The following is a 20486-nucleotide window of genomic DNA, read 5'->3' on the forward strand; positions in this document are numbered from 1 at the left end:
GGGCATGAATGACCTGCTGCCAGGGGAGATTGAGATCTGGCAGCACGTGGAGGGCCTGGCGCGGGAGCTGTTCGGCCGCTTCGGCTACGGAGAGATCCGCACGCCCATGCTGGAGGACACGGCGCTGTTCGTGCGCAGCGTGGGCGAGGAGACGGACATCGTCGGCAAGGAGATGTACACCTTCACCGACAAGGGCGACCGCAGCCTGTCCCTTCGACCCGAGGGCACGGCCCCCGCGGCGCGCGCGTACATCGAGCACTCCATCCTGAACCAGGAGCCGCTGACGCGCTGGTTCTACACGGGGCCGATGTTCCGGTACGAGCGGATGAAGACGGGCCGCTACCGGCAGTTCTATCAAGTCGGCGCGGAGGCCTACGGCTCGAAGGAGGGCGCGCAGGACGTCGAGGTGATGGACATGGTGTCCCAGTTCCTCCAGAAGCTGGGGCTCCAGGACATCACGCTCAACCTCAACTCGCTGGGGGATGACACGTGCCGGCCCGCGTACCACGCGAAGCTGGTGGAGTATCTCCAGGCCCACATCGAGGAGCTGTGCACCGACTGTCACCGGCGCATGGAGAAGAACCCGCTGCGGGTGCTCGACTGCAAGAACCCGACATGCCAGGCGGTCGCAGCCAAGGGCCCCAACGTGCTCGAGTTCCTGTGCGAGCCCTGCAAGGCGCACTTCGATGACGTGCAGCGCAAGCTGACGGCGCTGGACATCAAGTACGTGGTCAACCCGCGCATGGTTCGCGGCCTGGACTACTACACGCGCACGGTCTTCGAGTTCATCGCCTCGCACCCCGCGCTGGGCACCGCCAGCACCGTGGGCGGCGGAGGGCGGTACGACAAGCTGGTGAAGAGCCTGGGCGGGCCTGACGTGCCCGCGGTCGGCTTCGCGTGCGGCCTGGACCGACTGGTGCTCCTGCTCAAGGAGAGCCAGCAGAAGTTCGGCGCGACGCCGGACCTGTTCATCGCGGTGGCGGACGCGGGCTCGCACGACATGGCCTTCACGCTGGCGAGTCGTCTGCGGCGCGACGGCCTTCGAGTGGACTTCGACACGCGCGGCGGCAGCCTCAAGAGCCAGATGAAGCGCTCGGACAAGAGCGGGGCGCGCTTCACGCTCGTGCTTGGTGAGCTGGAGCGCACCAGCGGGCAGGCCAAGCTCAAGCAGATGGCCGGAGGGGAGCCCATCCCCGTCGCGCTGGACGACATCGCGCGCACGGTGCGGGCCCACTCGGCCGCTCCCCGGGCGGACGCTCCTGGCGCTTCCTGAATCAAAAGACGGGAAGAGTTGGCATTTCCCACCTTCTGTTTAAAACCAGGGGAACCTCGTAACCTCCTGGAAAGTCAGGGGGAAACCCCAGGGACTCATTCGCGCCGCCTGGACTGCTGCGATAGACTGACGCGGCCATGTCGGGTGAGTCCCCCACCTCCTCTTCACCTTCGGCCCTTCGCTGGATTCCCGTACGGGGAGACAGCATGTGGCCGTCGTTGCGGGCAGGGGACTTCGCCGGGGTGGAGCCGCTGTCAGGTGAGCCTCGGCCGGGTGAGGTGGTGCTGGCGCGGTTCGACGGCGCGCTCGTCCTGCACCGGGTCCGCGCGGCGGGCGAGGGCGTGCTGTCGCTGCGCGGGGACAATGCGCCGGCCGAGGATCCTCCGATTCCGGCGTCGCGCATCCTCGGGCGCGTGACGTGTGTCCGGCGGGGTGCGGTGGAGCTGGGCGCGGAGTGGGACCGGGGGCCGTCGCGGCTGGGACGGGTGCGCGCGGTGGTGCGGGGCAGGGTGGCGCGGTGGCTGGGACGGGGAGGGCAGCCATGAGCGGCGACTTCCCGGCGGACCACCTTCCTCGGCGACGGGTGGGTGCGGAGGGCCAGCGCTTCGGCGCGGACTATCTGCTGCTGGACGCGGAGGGGCGCACGTTGCGCGGCCTCAACGCGACGGCGGTGCGAATCTGGGAGCTCAGTGACGGGACGCGCTCGGCGCGCTCGGTGGCCGAGGTCGTGGCCCGCGAGTTCTCGATGGACGTGGGGCAGGTGCTCACGGACACGTTGCGGTTTCTCACGGACCTGGCCCGCCTGGGCCTGGTCGACGAGCTTCAGGAGGTACGGTGATGCGAGCGCGCATTGCAGGCGTTTCGGCGGCGGCGCTGCTGCTGACGGCCTGTACGGAGGGCGGTATCTCGCCCCGGGTGTTCGACTGGACGGATGCACCTGCTGGTGGGGGGATGCCCGTCGTGGAGCCCGTCTCGCCGACGGACGTGCTGGGCGAGGAGAGCGAGGCCGCCCGGCCTCCGGCCCCGGACGCCGTCGCGGAGGGCGAGCCGATGCCCGCGCCTGTCTCCGGACGCGCGGAGGTGGTGGGGCTGGACGCCCGCGGCCTGTCGGACGTTTCCCAGGTGGACGTGGACCTGACGGTGAGCGGGGTGAACGGCAAGGGTCGCGTGGAGGTCGAGTTCGTGTCGCCCTCCGGCCATCCCTACGAGCGACGCACCTCCGTGGTGGAGGCGAAGCCGGAGGTGACTCGCACCGTGCGCTTCTCCCTGCCCGTGGCCGGGACGACGGTGGCCACCTCCGGCATGAGCGGCACGTGGCTGGTTCGCTTCTCTCTCGACGGCGCGCCGCTGACCACGGCCGCCTTCACCCTGGAGCCGTGATTTGAGGCCCGCCGACATGATGCCCGTGAACGCCCGCCTCGCCGCGCTCTTCGCGGTCCTCGTCCTTCCCTCCGCCGCGCTGGCCCAGAGCACGACGCGCGCCGCCGTCTTCACGACGCTCGCGGAGCCAGGCGAGACGCAGGCGACCGTGGTGATGGACGAGGTCTCCGAGCTGCGCGTCCAGGTGCGCAACAACACCCGGAGCACGTCGCCGCAGTTCCGTCCCATCAACCAGGTGACGTTCGTCCTGCCCACCGGCTACACGCTGCTGGAGAGCCCGGCCCCCGCCGGCTGGGTGGCGGACCACTTCATCACCGCGCGACAGGTGACGTACAACATCCCGGTCAACTGCGCGCTGGCGGACGCCGGCCTGATGCAGGACCAGACGGCGACCTTCACCCTGCGGATGATTCCACAGGTGGGCACCACGAACGCCGCGGACCAGCGGTTCACGACGCTGACGGCCTACGAGGCCTGCGGAAACCTTTCCTTCGCCACGAACCGGACGACGGACGCGGCGGAGTGGCGGCGCGTGGGGTTGTCCACGCGGATCGACATCCAGCCTCGGGTGCTGCCCGTGGGCGACGACGTCACCGCGCGCCTCGTCATCGAGAACCGCACCAGTCAGGCGGCCACGCAGAACAACATCACGGCGGAAGGCCCCAGCACTGGCGCGGGTGGTGTCTCGTTCGAGGTCGTCGAGCTCCAACCCGCCAACTTCATGGTGAACCTTCCGGTGCGAGGCGCGGGCATCCTCTCCGCGCGCGCCACCACCCAGACGGGCGGGACGATGGTGGCCAGCGTGCGCGCCACCAACGCGAACGGCTCGCTCACCTCCGCCGTGGCGGACAGCCCCATGGTCAACGTGGGCGTGCTCGCCGCCTCCGCTGACGTGGACAGCGTCCAGGCCTTCACGGGCGAAGCCGTGCGGCTGCGCCTGAGCGTCACCAACACGTCCACCACCGCGTCCTATCTGAACGTGACGCCCCGGGCTCCCATCCTCGTGGGCACCGCCGTGGCGACGCTGACCTCGGGCCCCAGCCCCGCCAGCGTGCCGCGCCTGGGCCCGGGAGCCTCCGCGCACTTCGTCTGGACGTACACCGTCACCGGCGCCGAGTTCTCCTCGTATGCCTTCAATGTGCAGGCGGACGCGACGTTGAACGGGAGCGCCGCGACGACGCAGGTGGTGCGCTCGCGGGAAGGCCGCATCGTGGCGCATCGCCTGAGGGTGAGTCCGTCCGTGCTGGTGCCGGGTACGCCCAACCAGGCCGTGGTCTACACCGTGCAGAACCGGGGAGCGCTGCCGCTCGATGAAGTCACGCTGTTCCGGCCCGCGGTGAATTTCTTCACGGTCGGCGTCAACCCGACGGCCCCCACGGGTTGGTCGGTGGCGAGCAACACGGCGAGCTTCACCTGGACGGCGAACAACAATGCCGCGCGCATCATGCCCAACCAGGAGCGCGCCTTCACGGTGACGTACTCCAGCGTCGGCAATGTGGCCGCGCCCACGACGTTCCGTCATCGGATGCACCTGCCCCTCGCGTATGCGTCCAACTCGGCCGCGCGCATCGAGGCGCCGGTGACCCTTGCCACGGGCACCGCGCCGGAGGTCGAGCGCCTCACCGCGGTGGCTCGAGATGGGAGTGTGACGGTGACGTGGGACAACCCCGCCACGCACAACGGCGTGCTGGTGCTTCGCACCGCCGGGGCCGCGCCCAACACCTTGCCCGTGGCCGGACGGACCTATGCCGCCGGGTCGACGCTAGGCAACGCCACCGTCGTCGCCTCCGAGAGCTTCAGCTCGACGACCTCCGTCACCGACACCACCGTGACCAACGGCACCACGTACCAGTACCGGGTGTTCAACACGGATGATGTGGGACGGTACTCTCCGGGCAGCCGGCCCTCGGCCTCCGCAGCGCTTATCGCGACGCCCCAGGCCCGCGTCGGCGCCGCGCCGCTGTGGTGCTACTCGGTGGGCCTGGATGCGCGCCTCCAGCCCATCACCGAGCTGGGCATGGGCATCTCCAGCTCCTACAACAACTCGGTCGTCGCCAACCTCACCAACGTCACCACGCCCTCGGCCGACGGCGCCGAGCGCTGGCGTCCGCTTCCGCTGGCGGGCCTCATCGGCAGCCGCTTCCCCGTGGTGCCGCTCAGCGGCCTGGCCGGGCAGTACATCCTCACCGCCGACCAGACGGGCGTGGCCTACGCCATCAACGCGACCACTGGCACGGTGCTGTGGCGCTGGGACAACACCGGCGCGCCCATTGGCATCATCCAGTCCTTCCCCGTGACGCAGCTCCACGACTACGCGAACCCCGCGTACAAGGCCGCGCGGCCGAACGTGGACCTGGTGTTCTTCGCGACGCGGCTGGCGAACCCGGCCCTCAATCGCGTTGTGGCGCTCAACGCCCGGACGGGCACGCCGGTCTTCACCTATCAGCCCGGAGACCTGGGCATGGTGAGTGGCGGCATGGTGGTCGACTACACCACCAATCGCCTCTTCATCGGCTCGAAGACGCATGGTGGCTCCACGGCCTCGCTCCGCGTCCTGAACACGCTGACAGGTACGGAGGTGGCGCGGCTGTCGCTCGGTGACCTGGACCACAGCCTGGTGCGCAATGCCGTGGCGAATCAGATCTTCGCGACCAACAGCGACGGCGTGGTGCACGCCATCGACGCGGGCACCCTGGCGCCCGTGTGGAATGTGAATGTGGGCACGCGCCCCTCGCCGAGTACGCCCGCGTTCACCAGCTTCGTGCGTCCCCTGGGCGGCGGCTTCGTGGCCAGCCTCGCCAGCGGCCAGGTCGCTTTCTGGGACTACACGACGGCCGGGGCGACCGCGCCCTCGCAGGTGTGGACCACGCCCATCGCGAATCCGTCAGGCACCTTCACCCTCAACACCGCCGGCGTCGTCCGCATCTACGTGGGCAGCTCCGATGGGAAGGTGCACCAGTTGGAGATGATTGGCGGCGTGGACTCGCGACAGGTGTCCATTGGCGCCGCACAGCTCATCGGCACTCCGACCGTCGACAACACCGTCTCCCGACTGCATGTGGGCTCTCAGGACGGCCGCATCTGCGCCTTCCCGGTACCGTTCCCGTGAAAAATCCCTCGACTCCCTCGTCCTCTCCGTCGCCCACGACAGAGGCTCCTCGGGCCACTCCGGCCCAGGCCACTCCGCGCTACGAGGCTCCCGCCATCCTGTGGGAGCAGCCCTTCGTCGCGCTCGCGGCCATGTCCCAGTGCAACATCCCCGGCGAATCGGAGTGCACGCCCTGAACGCGCCGGGAGCCGGCCCGTCCGGTCCCCAGCGCTCCGGCGGTTCCGACGGCTCCGACAGCTCTGGCGATGACGGCCTGGAGCTGTCCGGCCCGTGGCTCTCCATCGCCAGTTGGACGGTGGGCCTCGATGTCCCGGACGCCCGTGTCCGGGAGCTCTTGCACCGCTCCCTCTCGGGCTTCGTGAGGGCTCCACCGCCAGCCGGTGTCCGCTGCTCCCGGCTGCGCGTCGTGGCCCCCTCCGTGGCTCGCCCCGAGCCGATGACTCGCGAGCTGCCCCGGCCCTGGCGTGAGCAGGATGGCTCGCTCCGGCTGGAAGGGGAGGACTACTCGGCGAGGCTCGATGCGGACGGCCTTCGCGGTGAAGTGTCTGGCACGGGTCGCTTCCCAGTCGAGGTGGTGCTGCGGGTGATGCTGGCGGCGGAGCTGGCGCGACGCGGTGGCCTGCTGGTGCATGGCGTGGCGCTGATGCTGGGCGAGACGGCCGCGCTCTTCACGGGACACTCGGGCGCGGGCAAGAGCACCCTCGGTGGACTGTGGATGGACGCGGGCGAAGCGCTGCTCTCGGACGAACTCGTGGCCGTGTGGCCCGAGGCGGTGGAGGGCTCGTGGCGAGCCTCGGGCACGCCCTGGAACCTGGGCTTCCCCCGTGAGGCGCGGCTGCGCGCGGTGGGGACGTTGGCCTGGGATTCGAGCTCGCGCTGGGAGCGACAACGCGCCGGGGACGTGGGCCGGGTGCTGGTGCACAATGCGCTGCTGTCGGAGGCCTCCTCGACGGGCCGCGCGGCGCTGCTCGCCTCGGCGGGAAGGCTGTTGTCGGACGTGGAGCCGGTGCGACTGGTGTTCTCGAGAGACGCGTCCGCCGCCACCGTGGTGCGTGAGGCCCTAGGAGTGTCGGGACATGGTTGAGGCACAGGAGGGGAGGCCGACGCTGACGGTGCTGGCCGGACCCACGGCATCAGGGAAGACGGCGCTGGCCCTGGAGCTGGCGCGGCGACTGGGCGGCGAGATTGTCAGCGCGGACTCGCAGCAGGTGTACCGGCACTTCGACGTCGGCACCGCGAAGCCTTCCGCGGAGGAGCTGACGGCGGTACCGCACCACCTGGTGTCCGTGGTGGACCCGATGGAGACCTTCTCCGCCGCCGAGTACCAACGTCGCGCGGACGCGGCCATCGCCGACATCACCGGACGAGGCCGGCCCGTCATCGTGGTGGGCGGCACGGGGCTGTATCTGCGCATCCTGCTTCACGGCGTGGTGGACGCACCGGGGGCGCTGCCGGAGCTGCGCGCGGAGATGGAAGCGCTCGCGGCGGAGCAGGGACGCGAGGCCGTGCACCAGCGACTGGCCCTGGTGGACCCGGAGACCGCGGCGAAGCTGCCCGTTCAAGACCTGGTGCGCGTGGTTCGCGCGCTGGAGATTCATGCGCAGACGGGCGTGCCCGCGTCCGAGTTCCGCAAGGCCCACGCCTTCGCGCCGGACCGATATCCGTTTCGGTTCTACGTGTTGGACCCGCCGCGCGAGGAGCTGTACGCCCGCATCAACACGCGCACCGAGGCCATGTTCGCCGCCGGGCTCGTGGAAGAGACGCGGGCACATCTGGAGCGCGGCCTTGGCGACGCGGCTCCCATGCGGAGCGTGGGCTACGTGCAGGCGCGCGCCGTGGTGGAGGGCCGCATGTCCGTGGACGAGGCCATTCGCGACACCGCGCAGGAGACACGGCGGTACGCCAAGCGCCAGCTCACCTGGTTCCGGAAGGAGCCCGGCGCCGTCTTCATCCAGCCCCCGTACGCGGCCCTGCGCGAGGGCTCGCCGAGCCTCCCTGGTTGAAGTCGTCCTTCAGGGAGGGGCGAGGAGGGGAGGCGCGGGAAGACAGGCCGTTGTCCCCGTGTGCGGAGGCACCCATGTTCGCCGCTGAATCTTTCCTCCAAGGAGGCGGACCGACATGGACACCAGCTTCAAACGTGAACCCCTGACAGGTGAGCGAAGCAAGGCCGCCTCGGCTGCCTGGGGGCCCCCCTTCGTCTTGGGGCTGTTGATGGCCGTGCTCGGCTTCGTCGCGCTGGGAGCCTCGTTCCTCACCAGCCTGGTCTCGGTCATCCTCTTCGGCGCGCTGCTGGCCGGAACGGGCATCGCGGAGATTGTCTCGTCATTCCGTGTCCGCAAGGCCGGCGGCCCCTTCTGGCTCTACCTGCTGAGCGGCGTGCTCTCCACGGTGGTGGGGTTCTTCGTCCTCGTGTACCCGGCGGCGGGCCTGGGGGCGCTGACGCTCCTGCTTGCTGGCTACTTCTTCGCCAGCGGCCTCTTCCACGTGGTGACGTCGCTGATGGATCGCTATCCGCAGTGGGGCTGGGATTGCGCCTATGGCGTCATCTCCATCGCCCTGGGCGTCATCGTCATGGCCCAGTGGCCCGTCTCGGCGGTGTGGCTGGTGGGTACGCTGGTCGGTATCTCCATCCTCATGCGTGGCATCGCGCTCATGGCCGGCTCGCTGGAGCTGCGCAAGGGCCTGCGTCGCGTCACCACGTAACCGGCGCGCGGAAGGACGAAAGGGCACGGTGGCCATCAGGCACCGTGCCCTTTGTCTTGTGCCCATCGAAGGCACGGTGGCCAGGAGCACCGTGCCCCTCACTCTTCCCTAGGAAGCGGCGTAGCGGTCCGAGCCACCCGCGTCGCTCGGCGCTGGGGTCGCCACGTCGGGCGTGGTGCTCGACGAGGTCAACCGTCCGGTCAGGATGCGCAGCAGCCGCTCGGGGTCCACGGGCTTGGGCATGAAGGCCTCCGCGCCCGCGTCGAGCGCCCGTTGTCGGACGTGCGGACGATTCAAGCCGCTCATCACCACCACGCGCGTGTTCCGGGTGAGGGGATGCTGCTTCAAGCCCTCGCACAGCCGCAGCCCATCCACCCAGTGCAGCACGACGTCGAGGATGATGGCCGTGGGCGGCCGTCGCGCCACGGCGCAGAACAGCGCCAGCTCGTCCGCGAACGACACCACCTTCGCGCCCGTGCTCTCCAGCAGCGCCGTCAGCGCCTCGCGCGCATCGGGGTCATCGTCCACGACGTAGTACAGGTCAGGCTCCAGCTCCGGCACCGCCATGGGCACCGGCTCCATCGTCGTCCTCAGCCAGGAGCCCACCACCTCGCGCAGGCCCGCCCAGCGCATCGCGCCTAGCAGCGCCAGCGGAGTGGGGGCACTCAGGCCCAGCACGCCACCGCCGTAGACTCCCGCCGACGTGCGCCGACCCTTCGCCGCGACGAAGGCCCCGGGCGCTCGCTTTCCCGCGCGCCGCAACCAGGACGCCGCACGGGCGCCCGCAGCCGCGTCCTCCATCAGCTCGCACAGGCCCTCGCGGACATACCGTCGCTCCAGCGCGGAGCCATCCAGGCCCCCATCCAGCAGCGCCACCGCCGCGCGGCTGCACGAGGCCAGCGTCTCCGACAACCCCACCTGGAGCGGATGACCGAAGGCCGCGGGGCCCACGGCGATCTGCCCCGGCGCCACCAGCGTGCGCCCCGGCCCGTAGGGCAGGCGGGTCGTCTCCAGCGCGGCCAGCTCGAACCCTTCCTCCAAGAGCCCGTCGCGCGCGGCCATCATCAGCGCCTGGCACAGGTCGGCCGGCGTCACCGCGGGACCGAAGGCCAGCGCATAGACGGAGTCCGCGCCGGGCAGGAGGAACAGCCCATCCACCGTGGGCAGTGGCGCCACCCACAGCCGCGCCACGGGGGCGATCTCCAGCCGAGGCGACGCGTGCCGCAGCCGCGCCTGCACGGCCGCCACCGTGGGGGCAGGGCGGAAGCCCGGGAAGAACGCGTCGCCCATCAAGGGCCCCGTGCCGCCCGCCAGGGCCACCGCATGGAAGCGCTCACCACCGCCCTGCGCGCGGACCACCAGCGGACCCGCGCCTCGCACGGCCGCCGGCGCATCCGGAGCCGGGGGCTGCCGCTCCACGCGGTCCACATGCCGCTCCAGGAACCGGGCCCCCTGCGCGCTGGCAGCCGTGGCCAGCACGTCGCGCACCTGCGCCAGGCCACCTTGTCCCTGAGGCCAGCCGTCCACCACCCAGAGCCCACCGGGGGCGGCGGTCAGGAGCTCGCGACGTCCCTCGGCGATGATCTCCACGCCCCGCAGCTCATGGGCACGCCACTCAGTCGGGATGCGACAGCCCAGGGCGGCGAGCCGGGAGCGACACTCGGGCGTCAGCACCGCGGGAGGCGCGGTGCGCTCCGACAGTCCTCCGGAGTAGACGCGCACATCGAGCGTCAGCCCCCGTGCCCTGCCGTTGAAGAGCAGCGAGGCCGCCAGCCCCGCCCCCGCGATACCGCCCCCGACGACCGCCACCCTTGAACCGCTCGTCAGCCTGTTGCCCAGAATCATCCGCGCCCTCTAGCTTCCCACCGTCGCCTGCTTCGTCGCGTCCCGCGCTCAGTGTCTCTGCGCGGGCGGCTCGAGCACCGGACGGCCGAACACCACGACCCGGTCCCGACCTTCACGCTTGGCCTCGTAGAGGGCCGCATCCGCCGCCTTCATCAGCGCATCCGTGTCGTCCCGGGGTGTCTCCAATGTGTGGTCGGCGATGCCCACGCTCACGCTCAACCCGAAGGAGGCAGGGCGGCCGTCGCTCTTCTGCACGCCGACGGAACGCAGCCCGGTGCGGATGCGCTCGGCGAACACCGCCGCCTCCAGCGCCGTCTGGTGGGGCAGGAGCGCCACGAACTCGTCGCCGCCGAAGCGCGCCGCGAAGTCCGACTCGCGCAGGTTGCCCTTGAGCTGGTTGGCCAGCGCGAGGATGGCCCGGTTGCCCACGTCGTGCCCCATCCCGTCGTTGATGGCCTTCAGGTGGTCCAGGTCGATGACCACCACGCTGAGCGGGTAGCCGTAGCGCTGCGCCCGGCGCAGCTCTTCTTCGAGCCGGATGGTGAGCGCCCGGAAGTTCGCCAGCCCCGTGAGGGCATCCGTCTGGGCGAGGATCTGGAGCCGCCGCTGCTGTTCGCTCTGCCGCAGCGCCCGGTCGATCCGTGCCATCAGCTCCCTCGCGCTCGCCGGCTTGTGGATGAAGTCCACCGCGCCCATCTCCAGGCACCGCTCCAGGGTGGCCTCGTCCGCGTCCCCGGTCAGGAAGATGACCGGCGTGGACTCCGTGCGGGAGTCCTTCTGGAGCGCCTCCAGCACCGCCAGCCCATCCCCGCCGGGCAGGAATCTGTCCAGCAGCACCAGGTCCGGACGATGTTCGCTCGCCAACTCCAACCCCTCGCCCGCATCGGCCGCGCCCAGGACGTCGAAGCGCGAGGCGAGCAGGTCCGACAAGCTCTCCAGCACGCTCACGTCATCCTCGATGACCAGCAGGAGGGACCGCTCCGAGGTGCGCCCTCGCCGTTGCATGAACCTCTCCGCTTCGTTGATCTCCCGGTGACTCGCGGTCCAGAGGTCTCGGACGCCACGCCCCACCAGGTGCTCTCGCCGCCCATGCGCCTCGTGCGCACCCGCCACCGCCCGGTCCTGCGAGCACCCACCGCCACCCGCAACCTTCACCCGAGACCTCCGGCCGCCAAGCCCGACTGACGCGCCCCACGGGTGTTCAGCCCCGTCAGCGCGCGTGGGCGAAGAGCAAGCCGCATGCCCTTGGAGCAGGCACTCGTCCTGGAGTCATTTCAGGGGGTTGCGGCGGTAACGCTTCCTCGCGACAGAGGCGAAGCGGAAGTCGTTCCAGCGTCAGGGCAACAGAGGCGGTAGGAATTCCCGGCGAAGGAGGGCGCGAACGCCCTCCACGCTCCTGGGATCAACGTCGGGTAACGAACTGCATGCGGCGTCCACCACCGCCCATGGGCGGCATCGCGGGCGGAGCCTCCAGCCCGAACTGCCACCACAGGGGCTCGTAGGGCTTCATCTTCAGCCGCTTGTCATTCTGCAGCTGGGCGAGGCTGGCCTTGAGCTTCTCGTCCTTGGGGTTCTCTTCGACGCCCCGGCCGAGCACCTTGAGGGCCTCGTCCTTCTCCTTGTTCTGCAGGAGGCACCAAGCATAGACGGCCCAGACGATGGCTTCCTTCTTCCCGCTCTTGGTGGCGGACTCGAAGGCGGCCTTCATCCCCGTGAAGTCCTTGCGCTGGTAGCGCAGGGCGCCCTCCATGGCCTTCGCCATGTAGTTGCGGGAGCTGCCCTTGCTGAAGGCCGCCTGCGCCCCGTCATGGTCCTTCACCATGTACTTCAGCATCCCAATCTGCGCGTGAATCTCCGGACCCACCATGAACTGCCACTTGTCGTAGACGAGCCCCTTCTCGAGCGTCTTCACCGCGCGGTCGACCCGGCCCTGGGCATCCTTCTGACTGGTGGGCTGGGACTGGAGGTCCTGTTGCACCGTGGTCATGAGGGCCTGGATGCGGGTGGCGACCCGCCGGGCGAGGAAGACGAAGGTGCCGAGTGCGGCGATGAGGCCGGGCACCAAGCCGGCCCAGATGGAGAAGCCGGCGAACTTCACCAGCAGCGCGACCACGATTCCCACTGCCAGCGAGATGAGCAGGTTGTACATGCGGGGCCCCTCATAGCGATGTGCGTCCGGCACCGCAATCTTCGGATGCATCCTTGCGACCGTCGCGGTATACGTCTGGCCGCTTCCGTAACAAACGGCCCTCTGTCGAAATTGGTAGACGAGGCGGACTCAAAATCCGCTGCGGCTGACCCCGCGTCCCGGTTCGAGTCCGGGGAGGGCCACTTCCCGAAAGGGGTGGGTGACTGGCATGGCACCGCCGGTTCCCCCGCCTGGGACCGTGGAGGACGTGCTCCGGTCAGGGGCGTTGGAGATACCCCGAGATGAAGGTTCTGCTGGTCGAGGACGACGCGAGCCTCCGTGAAGGAATGGGTGAGCTGATCTCCGACCTGGCGGAGGTGCGCTCGGTGGGCGACGTGGGCGCCGCGCTGGCGGCCCTGGGCGAGGAGCGCTTCGAGCTCGTCGTGACGGACCTGCGCATCGGCGGCGGGGAGGCCGGCGGGCGCTCGGTGCTGGAGGCGGCCCGGAAGGGGCGGCAGGCGGTGGCCATCGTCAGCGCCGCGTCTCCAGACGAGGTGACTCGGGCGCTGCGGCCCTGGGTTCCGGACGGCGTGCTGGTGAAGCCCTTCCAGATCGAGGACATCCTCGGGCTGGTGGAGCGCTTCCTGGCGGTGCACCGGAACGTGGAGCTGGCCTCGCGAGGGCAGCTTCCCTCGGAGGGCGACTGGGTGGAGTGCTCGCCTGGAGTGCACCTGGCCTCGCCGGGAGGTGGGGCGAGCGGCGCCATCTGGGTGCGGCTGGCGGCGCAAAGCCAGTGGGAGTGGGCGGCCCGGGCCCGAGGGCGGGAGGCGGCCCTGTTGTTGGAGGGCGAGCTGGAGTTCGAGGGGACACACTTCGTGGCCCCGGCGACGTTCTTCGTGGGTGCGGACGACACGCCCGAGGTGCGCACGCCCACCGGGTGTCTCGTCATCACGCTCGGCCTGGACGGTTGAAAGGGCAGGTAGGCACCCGTGGACACTGTTTGGCCTACAACTCCGCATGATGCGGCACGTCTCGGTCGTCCCTCGCGCAGGGCGGCGACGGCGGCGCTGGAAGCGCACATCGCCGTGCTGCAGGGGGATCCGCTGAAGGCCGCGCTGGCCAATGCGCTGCGGGACGCGGATGGGCTCGGGGGGCAGGAGCGGCGCTTCGCCGCGCTCGCCGTGCGCGAGCTGTCCCGTCATCAGCGCCTCCTGGACCTGGCGGCGAAGCTCCTGGGCCATCCGCCGGGAAAGCTGGTGATGACGGAGGACCAGGCCCTGGTGCGGTACGTGCTGTGGCGGCGCATCTTCTGTGGTGAGGGCTGGACGCGCATCGGCCCCGAGGTGCGGCTGCCCGGGCCGGTGAGGCCGCGCACCCTCAAGGACGAGGTGCTCCAGAAGGTGGTGGAGTCAGCGCTGCCGGAGGCGCCGCTGCCGGACTCCCACGTGGAGCGGCTCGCCATGCGGTACTCGTTCCCCAACTGGCTGGTGCAGAAGCTGGCGCAGGCGTATCCGGACGAAGTCACGCTGGAGGGACTGCTGTCCTCGCTCGACGAGGAGCCCGGCCTGCACTTCCGCGTCAGGCCCCCGGGCACGCGGGACGAGGTGCTGGCGGCGCTGGTGGAGGAGGGCGTCGCCGCGGAGGCGGTGCTCGCCGCGCCGGACGCGGTGCGCGTGGTGGATTCGAGCCATCGCGTCTTCGAGACGCGGATGATGAAGACGGGGCGGCTTCAGGTTCAGGACGTGGGCAGCCAGCTCATCTCGGAGGTCTGCCGTCCGGTGGGCGGCTCGCTGACGGGGCTCACCGTCGCGGATGTCTGCGCGGGCGCGGGCGGCAAGACGCTGGCGTTGGCGGACTTCGTCGGGCCCTCGGGCCGGGTGCTCGCGGGAGATCGCTCCCGACGCCGGCTGGCCGAGGCCCGGGAGCGGGTGCGTCACTTCTCGCTGAGGCAGGTGGCCTTCCCGCATCCCTTGCCCCTGTCCGACGCGGACGTGCTGCTCATCGACGCGCCCTGCAGCGGCACGGGCTCGCTGGCGCGCGAGCCGGATCAGAAGTGGAAGCTCACCGCGCAGGAGATAGCGAAGTACCAGACGACGCAGTCCGAGCTCCTGGAGGAGGTCTCCCGCCAGGCGAAGCACGGGGCGCTCATCGTCTACGCCACCTGCTCGGTGCTGCCGGACGAGGACGAGGCCGTCGTCGAGGGCTTCCTGGCGAAGCACCCGGAGTTCACGCTGGAGCCTGTCTCGGACGTGCTCGGAGCGGAACGGGCCGCGCTGGCGGCCCACGGGCCCTACCTCAAGTCCCTGCCGCCCAAGGTGCCAGGGGGCGGGTTCTTCGCCGCGAGGCTGCGCCGGACGACGGGGCAGGGTTGACAGTCCACGAGCCCACACGCTACGCCAGCATTGGTTCTTCAAGGGGTGTCACCCACGTGGCGGCCGACGCGAAGCAGTCCGAGGTGGTGAAGCAGATCAACGAGGCCTTCCAGGCGGCGCAGGCCCGTCTGGCGCAGCTGCGCGAGGCGGTGGAGCGCAACACCGACCTGGCCCGCGCGAACGCCAAGGCCACCGTGTTGAAGGACCAGAAGGACCGGGCTCTCAAGGAGCTGGGCGACCTGGTCTACCGGCAGATCCAGAAGGGCCGGCTGGAGCTCCCCGCGGGCTTCGCGTCCGCGCTCAAGGCCATCGAAGCGGCCGAGCAGGCAGCCGAGGCGCACGCTCGCGAGCTCACCGATATTTTGAAGGAAGGCGAAGAGGTCGCGGAGCGGTTGAAGGTTGGAAAAAACGCACCGAAGCCGCAAACAGTTCTTGGCCCTGGGAACAAGAAACGGTAGAAGGCACCCACTTTCGACGTCGGGCCGCAACCCAAGGCGGCCAGCAGCAAAAGACGGGGCTATAGCTCAGCTGGGAGAGCGCTTGAATGGCATTCAAGAGGTCACCGGTTCGATCCCGGTTAGCTCCACTCTGAAGTAGGAAGGCCCGCCCGGGAAACCTGGCGGGCCTTTTTCGTTTCCGATGGGCTTGTCGCGCGGGGGAGTGCACTCGGTCCAGCGCCGAGCCGTCTCGCGGACGCCCTCCGGTGCGCACGCGACGACTCCTCGGATCCACTCCAGCGCCCAGGTCAGCGCAGTCCTTCCGCCCTGGTTCGAGGTCCCGGCGATGTCGCGACGTGATGAGGTGGATGAGGAGTCCCACCACCCGACGAAGTTGGGCGGTGACGGGGCGTCGGCGAAGGAAGATGCTGCGACGTCGCGGGCTTCTCGGTTATGGGGGCCGGCAAGAGGCCGAGCGATGCGCAGACACCTGGATCGAGGCGTGACAGTGGCGCTGGTGCTCGCGGCGGGGCTGTCAGCCGCGCAGTTCACACCAGGCTCCACGGGGCAGGGCGGCGGCGCGACGCCGGGAACGACGGGGACCTCCGGAAGCTCGACTCCCGGCACCACCGGAACCGGAACCGGAACGGGAACCAGCGGCCAGACGGGAACGGGGACGGGAAGCTCGACGCCCACGCCCACGCCCGGCACGGGGACCACGGCCCCCACCACGCCGAGCACCTCCGCGCCTCAAGGGCCCTCTCCGACGACAGGATCTGGAAGCGGAACGAGCCTGCCGCCCGGGCCGCCGACGATTGCTCCCGAGACGGTGGACACCTCGACGAACCCCTCGGGTGGCCGCACGGTGTCGCCGGCGCCCATGCGCGAGACGGCGACAGAAGCGCAGCAAGCCAAGGACGACGTGGCGCAGGTGCCGGACTCGGAGGCACCTCCCGCCAAGGCCGCGCCCCTGACGCTGGCGCAGCTGGTGGAGCGTGCGCGCGCGACGGACTCCCGCGTGGAGGAGGCGAGCGCGGAGTTGCGCAAGTTCGAGGCCCTCTACAAGCAGGCGCGGTGGGCGTGGTTCCCCAAGTTCGAGATCTCCGTGGGCGCGGGAGGCCCGGTGCCCGAGGCGCGCAACAACGGCCTCGGCGGGCCCCCCACCACCGAGGCGTCCCTGGAGGGCGACACCAACTTCGGCAAGGTCGGCATCACCGTGTTCTCCTCCGGCAACGCGGTGCTGCCGCTCTTCACCTTCGGCAAGCTGACCGCGCTGGAGAAGGCCGGAGCGCAGGGCCCCATCCTCGGCGCGGCGCTGCGTGAGCGTGCCCGGGACGAGGCGGGCTTCCAGGCCGCGCAGGCGTACTTCAGCTACCAGCTCGCGCGCTCCGGCGTGCAGCAGCTCGAGGACGTGTCCAAGCGACTGGAGGACGCCGCCGAGCGCATCGCCGGGCTCCTGAAGGAGGAGTCCCCCCAGGTGTCCCAGGTGGACACGTACAAGGTCCGCTTCTTCCGCCAGATTGTGGAGGCGCAGAAGGCGAACGCCATCCAGGGGCGCGCGCTCGCGATGGCGGCCATCGGCGTGCTGGCCAACGCGGCCCCGGGCGCGGCGGTGGACATCGTGGAGGAGGACCTGGCGCCCGAGTCCGAGATTCAGCCCCCGTCACTGGAGCGCGCGCTGGCGCTGGCCGAGCAGTACCGGCCGGAGCTGACCGCCATCGCCGCCGGAATCATTGCGCGCGAGTCCGAAGTGCTCATCCGTGAACGGGCGTACTTCCCGGACCTGGGCCTGGCGGGCTTCTACGATGTGCGCTTCACCACCAGCGCCACGCGGCAGCGAAGCCCGTTCGCATATGACCCGTACAATGATCGCACCGCTGGCCTGGGCCTGGTGGTGCGCGGGACGTTCGACATCCCCATCAAGGACGCGCAGTTGGATCAGGCCCGGGCGGAGCTCGACAAGCTGCGCGCGCAGGAGAAGCAGATCCACGCCGGCATCCGCCTGGAGGTGACCAAGGTGCATGGCGAGCTGGTGGCCGCGTGGGCTCGCGCCAAGGCCTATACGGACGCGGAGAAGAGCGCGCGTCGCTGGGTCACCGCCGCGTTCGCCGCTTTCGATTTGGGAACGGGAGAAACGCGCGATTTGGTGGACGCCTTCACGGCCTATGCGCAGGTTACAGGCGACCGGTCGAAGAGCTGGTTCGACGTCCGGTTGGGAATGGCGGCCCTCGCCCGTGTCACGGGCACGCCACCCGCCCCGGGTGAATAATCGGGGCGCCGCGTCTGTCCGCTGTACCGTCCTCCTTCACGGAGTCGAAAAGCCATGATTGCTTCCCTGCTTGCCGCCACCTTGCTTGCCGCGGCGCCTGGTCCCCTCTCAGTCGTGAAGTCCGGGAACGCGGATGTGCAGAAGGCCGCGAACGCGCCCGGCGCCACCGTTGAATCCCTCGCCACCGTCGTCGAGAAGTTCGTCGACTTCCAGGAGTTGGCGAAGCGCGCCCTCGGAGACAAGACGTGGGCCACGCTCACGCCCGCCCAGCGCAAGGACTTCTCCGAGACGATGACGGGGCTCCTGCGCGCCTCCTACGCCCAGAAGGCCATTGGCCAAGCCCAGGCCGACGTGAAGTACGGCGAGGAGTCCATCAAGGGCACCGAGGCCACCGTCAACACGACGCTCACCCTCAAGAAGGACCAGATTCCCGTCGACTACCGCCTCTACAAGACGACGGGCGCGAAGGGGGACTGGCGCATCTACGACGTCGTCACCGACGAGGTGTCCCTCGTGGATACGTACAAGGGCCAGTTCCAGAAGCTGCTGAGCACCAAGGGGTTCGACGGCCTGCTCTCCACCTTGAAGACCAAGCGAGCGCAGCTGGAGAAGGAGAACGCCGCGCAGTCCGCGAAGGGCGCCTCCGGTGCGGCGGGCTCGGCCACGGGCGGCTCGGCGGGCCCGACGAAGTGAGCTGAGCCAGTCTTCACATCACCGAGACAGCCAAAGGCCGGGGCTCCCATGCGAGGGGCCTCGGCCTTCGTCTTTTCAGGTGCGCGCCAGCTGCTGGTACGACGCGAGCGTCCCGACGAGGCCCTGGGCCAGGGAGATGGTGGGGAGGAAGCCCAGCTCACGGGAGGCGCGCTCGGTGGTGCACGTCCACGCGGCGCAGGTCATCTCCCGCACCTTGTCGCGGTTGAGGATGGGGGTGATTCCGCGCAGCCGGGCAATGACTTCGGAGCCCAGGCCAATCATGTAGCCCACGCTGTCGGGCACCGGCAGCACGGTGGGCGCCTTGAGTCCCAGGGCCAGGGCCACCGCGGCGCACAGCTCCTCCCAGGTGTACTCGACGCCGTCGGACACCGTGTACACGCCGCGCGCCGGGTCCGCCTTGTCCAGCGTGGGGCCTCGCTCGGCCGCCGCGAGCAGCGCGGTGTTCAGGTCATCCACGTGGATGAGCGAGTAGCGCTTGGGCCCGAAGCCGCTCTTGAGCGCCAGCCCTCGCTCCGCCATGGGAATCACGGAGGGGATGAACTCCACGTCGCCCGGGCCGTAGACCATGGGAGGCCGGACGATGACGGAGGGCACCCGGTCCGCCAGCTCGCGCACGGCGTCCTCGCCGCCCAGCTTGCTGCGACCGTAGATGGAGACGGGCGCGGGAGGGTCCTCCTCGCGGCGCGGACGCTCCGGCGTGGACGGCCCCGCGGCGGCCAGCGACGAGCAGTAGACGAGCCGGGGAGGGCGGGGCAGCGACGCCATGGCCTCCGCGACGCGGCGGGTGCCATTCGCGTTGCCCTCGAAGTAGCCCGCGGGCTCGCGGGCCTTGGTGACGCCGGCCAGGTGCAGGACGCAGTCGACGTCGCGCACGGCCTCCGTCAGTCCCTCGCCCGTCGTCAAATCCCCCACGGCGAAACGGGCGCCAAGGGCCGCGAGCGCGTCGCGACGGGAGCTCGCGCGCACGAGCGCCGTGAGCGAGTCACCTCGCTCGACAATGCGGCTCGCGAGCCGCTGGCCGATGAAGCCAGTGCCACCGGTGAGGAGGAAGCGCACGAGGAGACTCCAGGAGGATTACAGCGGGCGCTGGTAGATGCGGTAGGCCTTGGAGCGCTTGCCGCCCATCGACTCGATGGCGCGGTTGACGAGGTGATTGTCCTCGAGCGTCCAGGAGATCTCTCCACCCGAATACCCGAGACGGTGCGCGGTGCGCAGCGTGTCCAGGTACAGGATGGCGTCCAGCCCCCGGCGCCGGTAGCCCTCCTTGATTCCGAGGGTGATGAGGCGCAGGCGGCGAATGCTCCGCGAGGCGAGCGCCAGCTTCACCAGGCCGATGGGCAGGCCGAACGTCGTCAGGCGCCCGTTGGCGGCCTTGAGCGCGTGGTTGGCGTCGGGCAGCGTCATGGAGAAGGCCACCGGCTCGCCCTTCACCTCGGCGATGAGGACGAGCTCCGGCCGGACGATGGTCTTCATGTCCTTGGCCAGGTGGTCGAACTCCTTGTCGGTGAAGGGCACGAAGCCCCAGTTCTTCTCCCAGGCCGAGTTGTAGATCTCTCGGATGCGGTCGACCTCGTTGGCGAAGTCCTTGAGGTTCACCGCGCGCACGGTGATGCCCTCGCGCTGGCGCATCTTCTCCGCGATGCGCACCACCTTCTCCGGCGGCTCCGCGGACGCTGAGAGCTCGTAGGCGAACAAGTCTTTCGCCTTCACCAGCCCGCACGCCTCGATGAGCGCTGCGTAGTAGGGCGGGTTGTACGGCATCATGACGGCCGGCGGCGACTCGTGGCCCTTGATGAGCAGGCCCCAGTCCTGGTTGGACGAGAAGTTGGCCGGCCCGAGCATGGAGTCCAGCCCGCGCTGCTTCAGCCACGCCCCCGCCGCGTCCAGCAGCAGCCGCGCGACGCCCGCGTCATTCACGCACTCGAAGAGGCCGAAGAAGCCCTCCTTGGTGCCGTGGATCTCCTGGTGGCGCGGGTTGCGGATGGCGGCGATGCGGCCCACCACCTCCTGGCCCCTCCGGGCGAGGAACAGCTCCACCTCGCCGTACTCGAAGAAGGGGTTCTTCTTCGGGTCCAGGAAGTCCTTGCGCTCCATCTCCAGCGGCGGGACCCAGTTCGGATCACCCGCGTACAGCGAGGCCGGGAAGCGGATGAACGTCATCCGCGCCGTGGCCCCCCGCACGGGCGTCACCAGGACATCCGAGGGAAGGGGAGGGAGGGCGGGCTGCGTCGCGGGCGGCTCGGCGGGTAGGGCCAT

General features: G+C 70.0%; 19 protein-coding genes and 2 tRNA genes. 16 read left to right on the plus strand and 5 right to left on the minus strand.

The annotated features are described in order from the left end of the window. Positions 1–4: 4 nt before the first annotated feature. The 9 genes from hisS (at position 5) to LZ199_RS03445 (ending at position 8465) form a co-directional block, all read left to right on the plus strand. A complete protein-coding gene (gene hisS / locus LZ199_RS03405) occupies positions 5–1273 on the plus strand; it encodes a histidine--tRNA ligase (RefSeq protein WP_256568814.1) in 1269 nt (422 codons plus the stop codon). Positions 1274–1410: 137 nt separating this feature from the next. Further along, entirely contained in the window at positions 1411–1818 is a 408-nt protein-coding gene (locus LZ199_RS03410; RefSeq protein WP_256568778.1) for a S24 family peptidase, read from the plus strand. After that, positions 1815–2111: a PqqD family protein gene (locus tag LZ199_RS03415; protein WP_253992191.1), complete on the plus strand. Its 297-nt coding sequence runs from the start codon at positions 1815–1817 to the stop codon at positions 2109–2111. Before LZ199_RS03410 ends, LZ199_RS03415 begins: the two co-directional genes overlap by 4 nt. Then, on the plus strand, positions 2111–2653 hold the full coding sequence (locus LZ199_RS03420; RefSeq protein ID WP_253992192.1) for a hypothetical protein: 543 nt from the start codon (positions 2111–2113) through the stop codon (positions 2651–2653). The genes LZ199_RS03415 and LZ199_RS03420 overlap by 1 nt, the downstream gene beginning before the upstream one ends. Before the next feature lie 16 nt (positions 2654–2669). Next, positions 2670–5762 (plus strand): PQQ-binding-like beta-propeller repeat protein, encoded by a 3093-nt coding sequence (locus tag LZ199_RS03425; RefSeq protein ID WP_253992193.1) that lies wholly within the window; start codon positions 2670–2672, stop codon positions 5760–5762. Continuing rightward, entirely contained in the window at positions 5759–5938 is a 180-nt protein-coding gene (locus tag LZ199_RS03430) for a hypothetical protein (RefSeq protein WP_253992194.1), read from the plus strand. Before LZ199_RS03425 ends, LZ199_RS03430 begins: the two co-directional genes overlap by 4 nt. Beyond that, entirely contained in the window at positions 5926–6846 is a 921-nt protein-coding gene (locus LZ199_RS03435; protein WP_253992195.1) for a hypothetical protein, read from the plus strand. Before LZ199_RS03430 ends, LZ199_RS03435 begins: the two co-directional genes overlap by 13 nt. Beyond that, positions 6839–7765, plus strand: coding sequence for a tRNA (adenosine(37)-N6)-dimethylallyltransferase MiaA (gene miaA / locus LZ199_RS03440; RefSeq protein ID WP_253992196.1), 927 nt, complete (start codon positions 6839–6841; stop codon positions 7763–7765). The genes LZ199_RS03435 and miaA overlap by 8 nt, the downstream gene beginning before the upstream one ends. Before the next feature lie 115 nt (positions 7766–7880). Continuing rightward, positions 7881–8465 (plus strand): HdeD family acid-resistance protein, encoded by a 585-nt coding sequence (locus LZ199_RS03445; protein WP_253992197.1) that lies wholly within the window; start codon positions 7881–7883, stop codon positions 8463–8465. A 108-nt stretch (positions 8466–8573) separates the two neighbouring features. Here the strand turns inward: LZ199_RS03445 and LZ199_RS03450 are convergent, their stop codons facing one another. The 3 genes from LZ199_RS03450 to LZ199_RS03460 form a co-directional block, all read right to left on the minus strand. After that, the gene (locus tag LZ199_RS03450) at positions 8574–10310 is read right to left on the minus strand and encodes a response regulator (protein WP_253992198.1); all 1737 of its coding nucleotides are present in this window, start codon (positions 10308–10310) and stop codon (positions 8574–8576) included. A 48-nt stretch (positions 10311–10358) separates the two neighbouring features. Then, on the minus strand, positions 10359–11315 hold the full coding sequence (locus tag LZ199_RS03455; RefSeq protein ID WP_256568816.1) for a diguanylate cyclase: 957 nt from the start codon (positions 11313–11315) through the stop codon (positions 10359–10361). A gap of 397 nt (positions 11316–11712) precedes the next feature. Continuing rightward, positions 11713–12459 (minus strand): tetratricopeptide repeat protein, encoded by a 747-nt coding sequence (locus LZ199_RS03460; RefSeq protein WP_253992508.1) that lies wholly within the window; start codon positions 12457–12459, stop codon positions 11713–11715. A gap of 96 nt (positions 12460–12555) precedes the next feature. On the opposite strand from LZ199_RS03460, the gene LZ199_RS03465 reads away from it, so the two are divergent. The 7 genes from LZ199_RS03465 to LZ199_RS03495 all read left to right on the plus strand — a co-directional run bounded on the left by LZ199_RS03465 (position 12556) and on the right by LZ199_RS03495 (position 18209). Next, positions 12556–12641 (plus strand) — tRNA-Leu (locus tag LZ199_RS03465). Positions 12642–12740: 99 nt separating this feature from the next. Beyond that, the gene (locus LZ199_RS03470; protein WP_253992200.1) at positions 12741–13409 is read left to right on the plus strand and encodes a response regulator; all 669 of its coding nucleotides are present in this window, start codon (positions 12741–12743) and stop codon (positions 13407–13409) included. Positions 13410–13523: 114 nt separating this feature from the next. After that, positions 13524–14810, plus strand: coding sequence for an RsmB/NOP family class I SAM-dependent RNA methyltransferase (locus tag LZ199_RS03475; protein ID WP_253992201.1), 1287 nt, complete (start codon positions 13524–13526; stop codon positions 14808–14810). A gap of 56 nt (positions 14811–14866) precedes the next feature. Continuing rightward, a complete protein-coding gene (locus LZ199_RS03480; protein ID WP_253992202.1) occupies positions 14867–15268 on the plus strand; it encodes a hypothetical protein in 402 nt (133 codons plus the stop codon). A 55-nt stretch (positions 15269–15323) separates the two neighbouring features. Further along, a tRNA-Ala gene (locus tag LZ199_RS03485) sits at positions 15324–15396 on the plus strand. A 329-nt stretch (positions 15397–15725) separates the two neighbouring features. Next, positions 15726–17516 carry a TolC family protein gene (locus LZ199_RS03490; RefSeq protein WP_253992203.1) on the plus strand — a complete coding sequence of 597 codons (1791 nt, stop codon included), beginning with the start codon at positions 15726–15728 and terminating at the stop codon, positions 17514–17516. Between the two features lie 54 nt (positions 17517–17570). After that, a complete protein-coding gene (locus tag LZ199_RS03495; RefSeq protein WP_253992204.1) occupies positions 17571–18209 on the plus strand; it encodes an MlaC/ttg2D family ABC transporter substrate-binding protein in 639 nt (212 codons plus the stop codon). Positions 18210–18284: 75 nt separating this feature from the next. Here the strand turns inward: LZ199_RS03495 and LZ199_RS03500 are convergent, their stop codons facing one another. Both LZ199_RS03500 and LZ199_RS03505 read right to left on the minus strand, forming a co-directional pair. Then, positions 18285–19286, minus strand: a complete 1002-nt coding sequence (locus LZ199_RS03500) for an NAD-dependent epimerase/dehydratase family protein (RefSeq protein WP_253992205.1) — start codon at positions 19284–19286, stop codon at positions 18285–18287. 18 nt (positions 19287–19304) lie between these two features. After that, the gene (locus LZ199_RS03505; protein WP_253992206.1) at positions 19305–20486 is read right to left on the minus strand and encodes an N-acetyltransferase; all 1182 of its coding nucleotides are present in this window, start codon (positions 20484–20486) and stop codon (positions 19305–19307) included.

The sequence above is a fragment of the Myxococcus qinghaiensis genome (genome assembly GCF_024198215.1).
In the GTDB taxonomy this organism is placed as follows: domain Bacteria; phylum Myxococcota; class Myxococcia; order Myxococcales; family Myxococcaceae; genus Myxococcus; species Myxococcus qinghaiensis.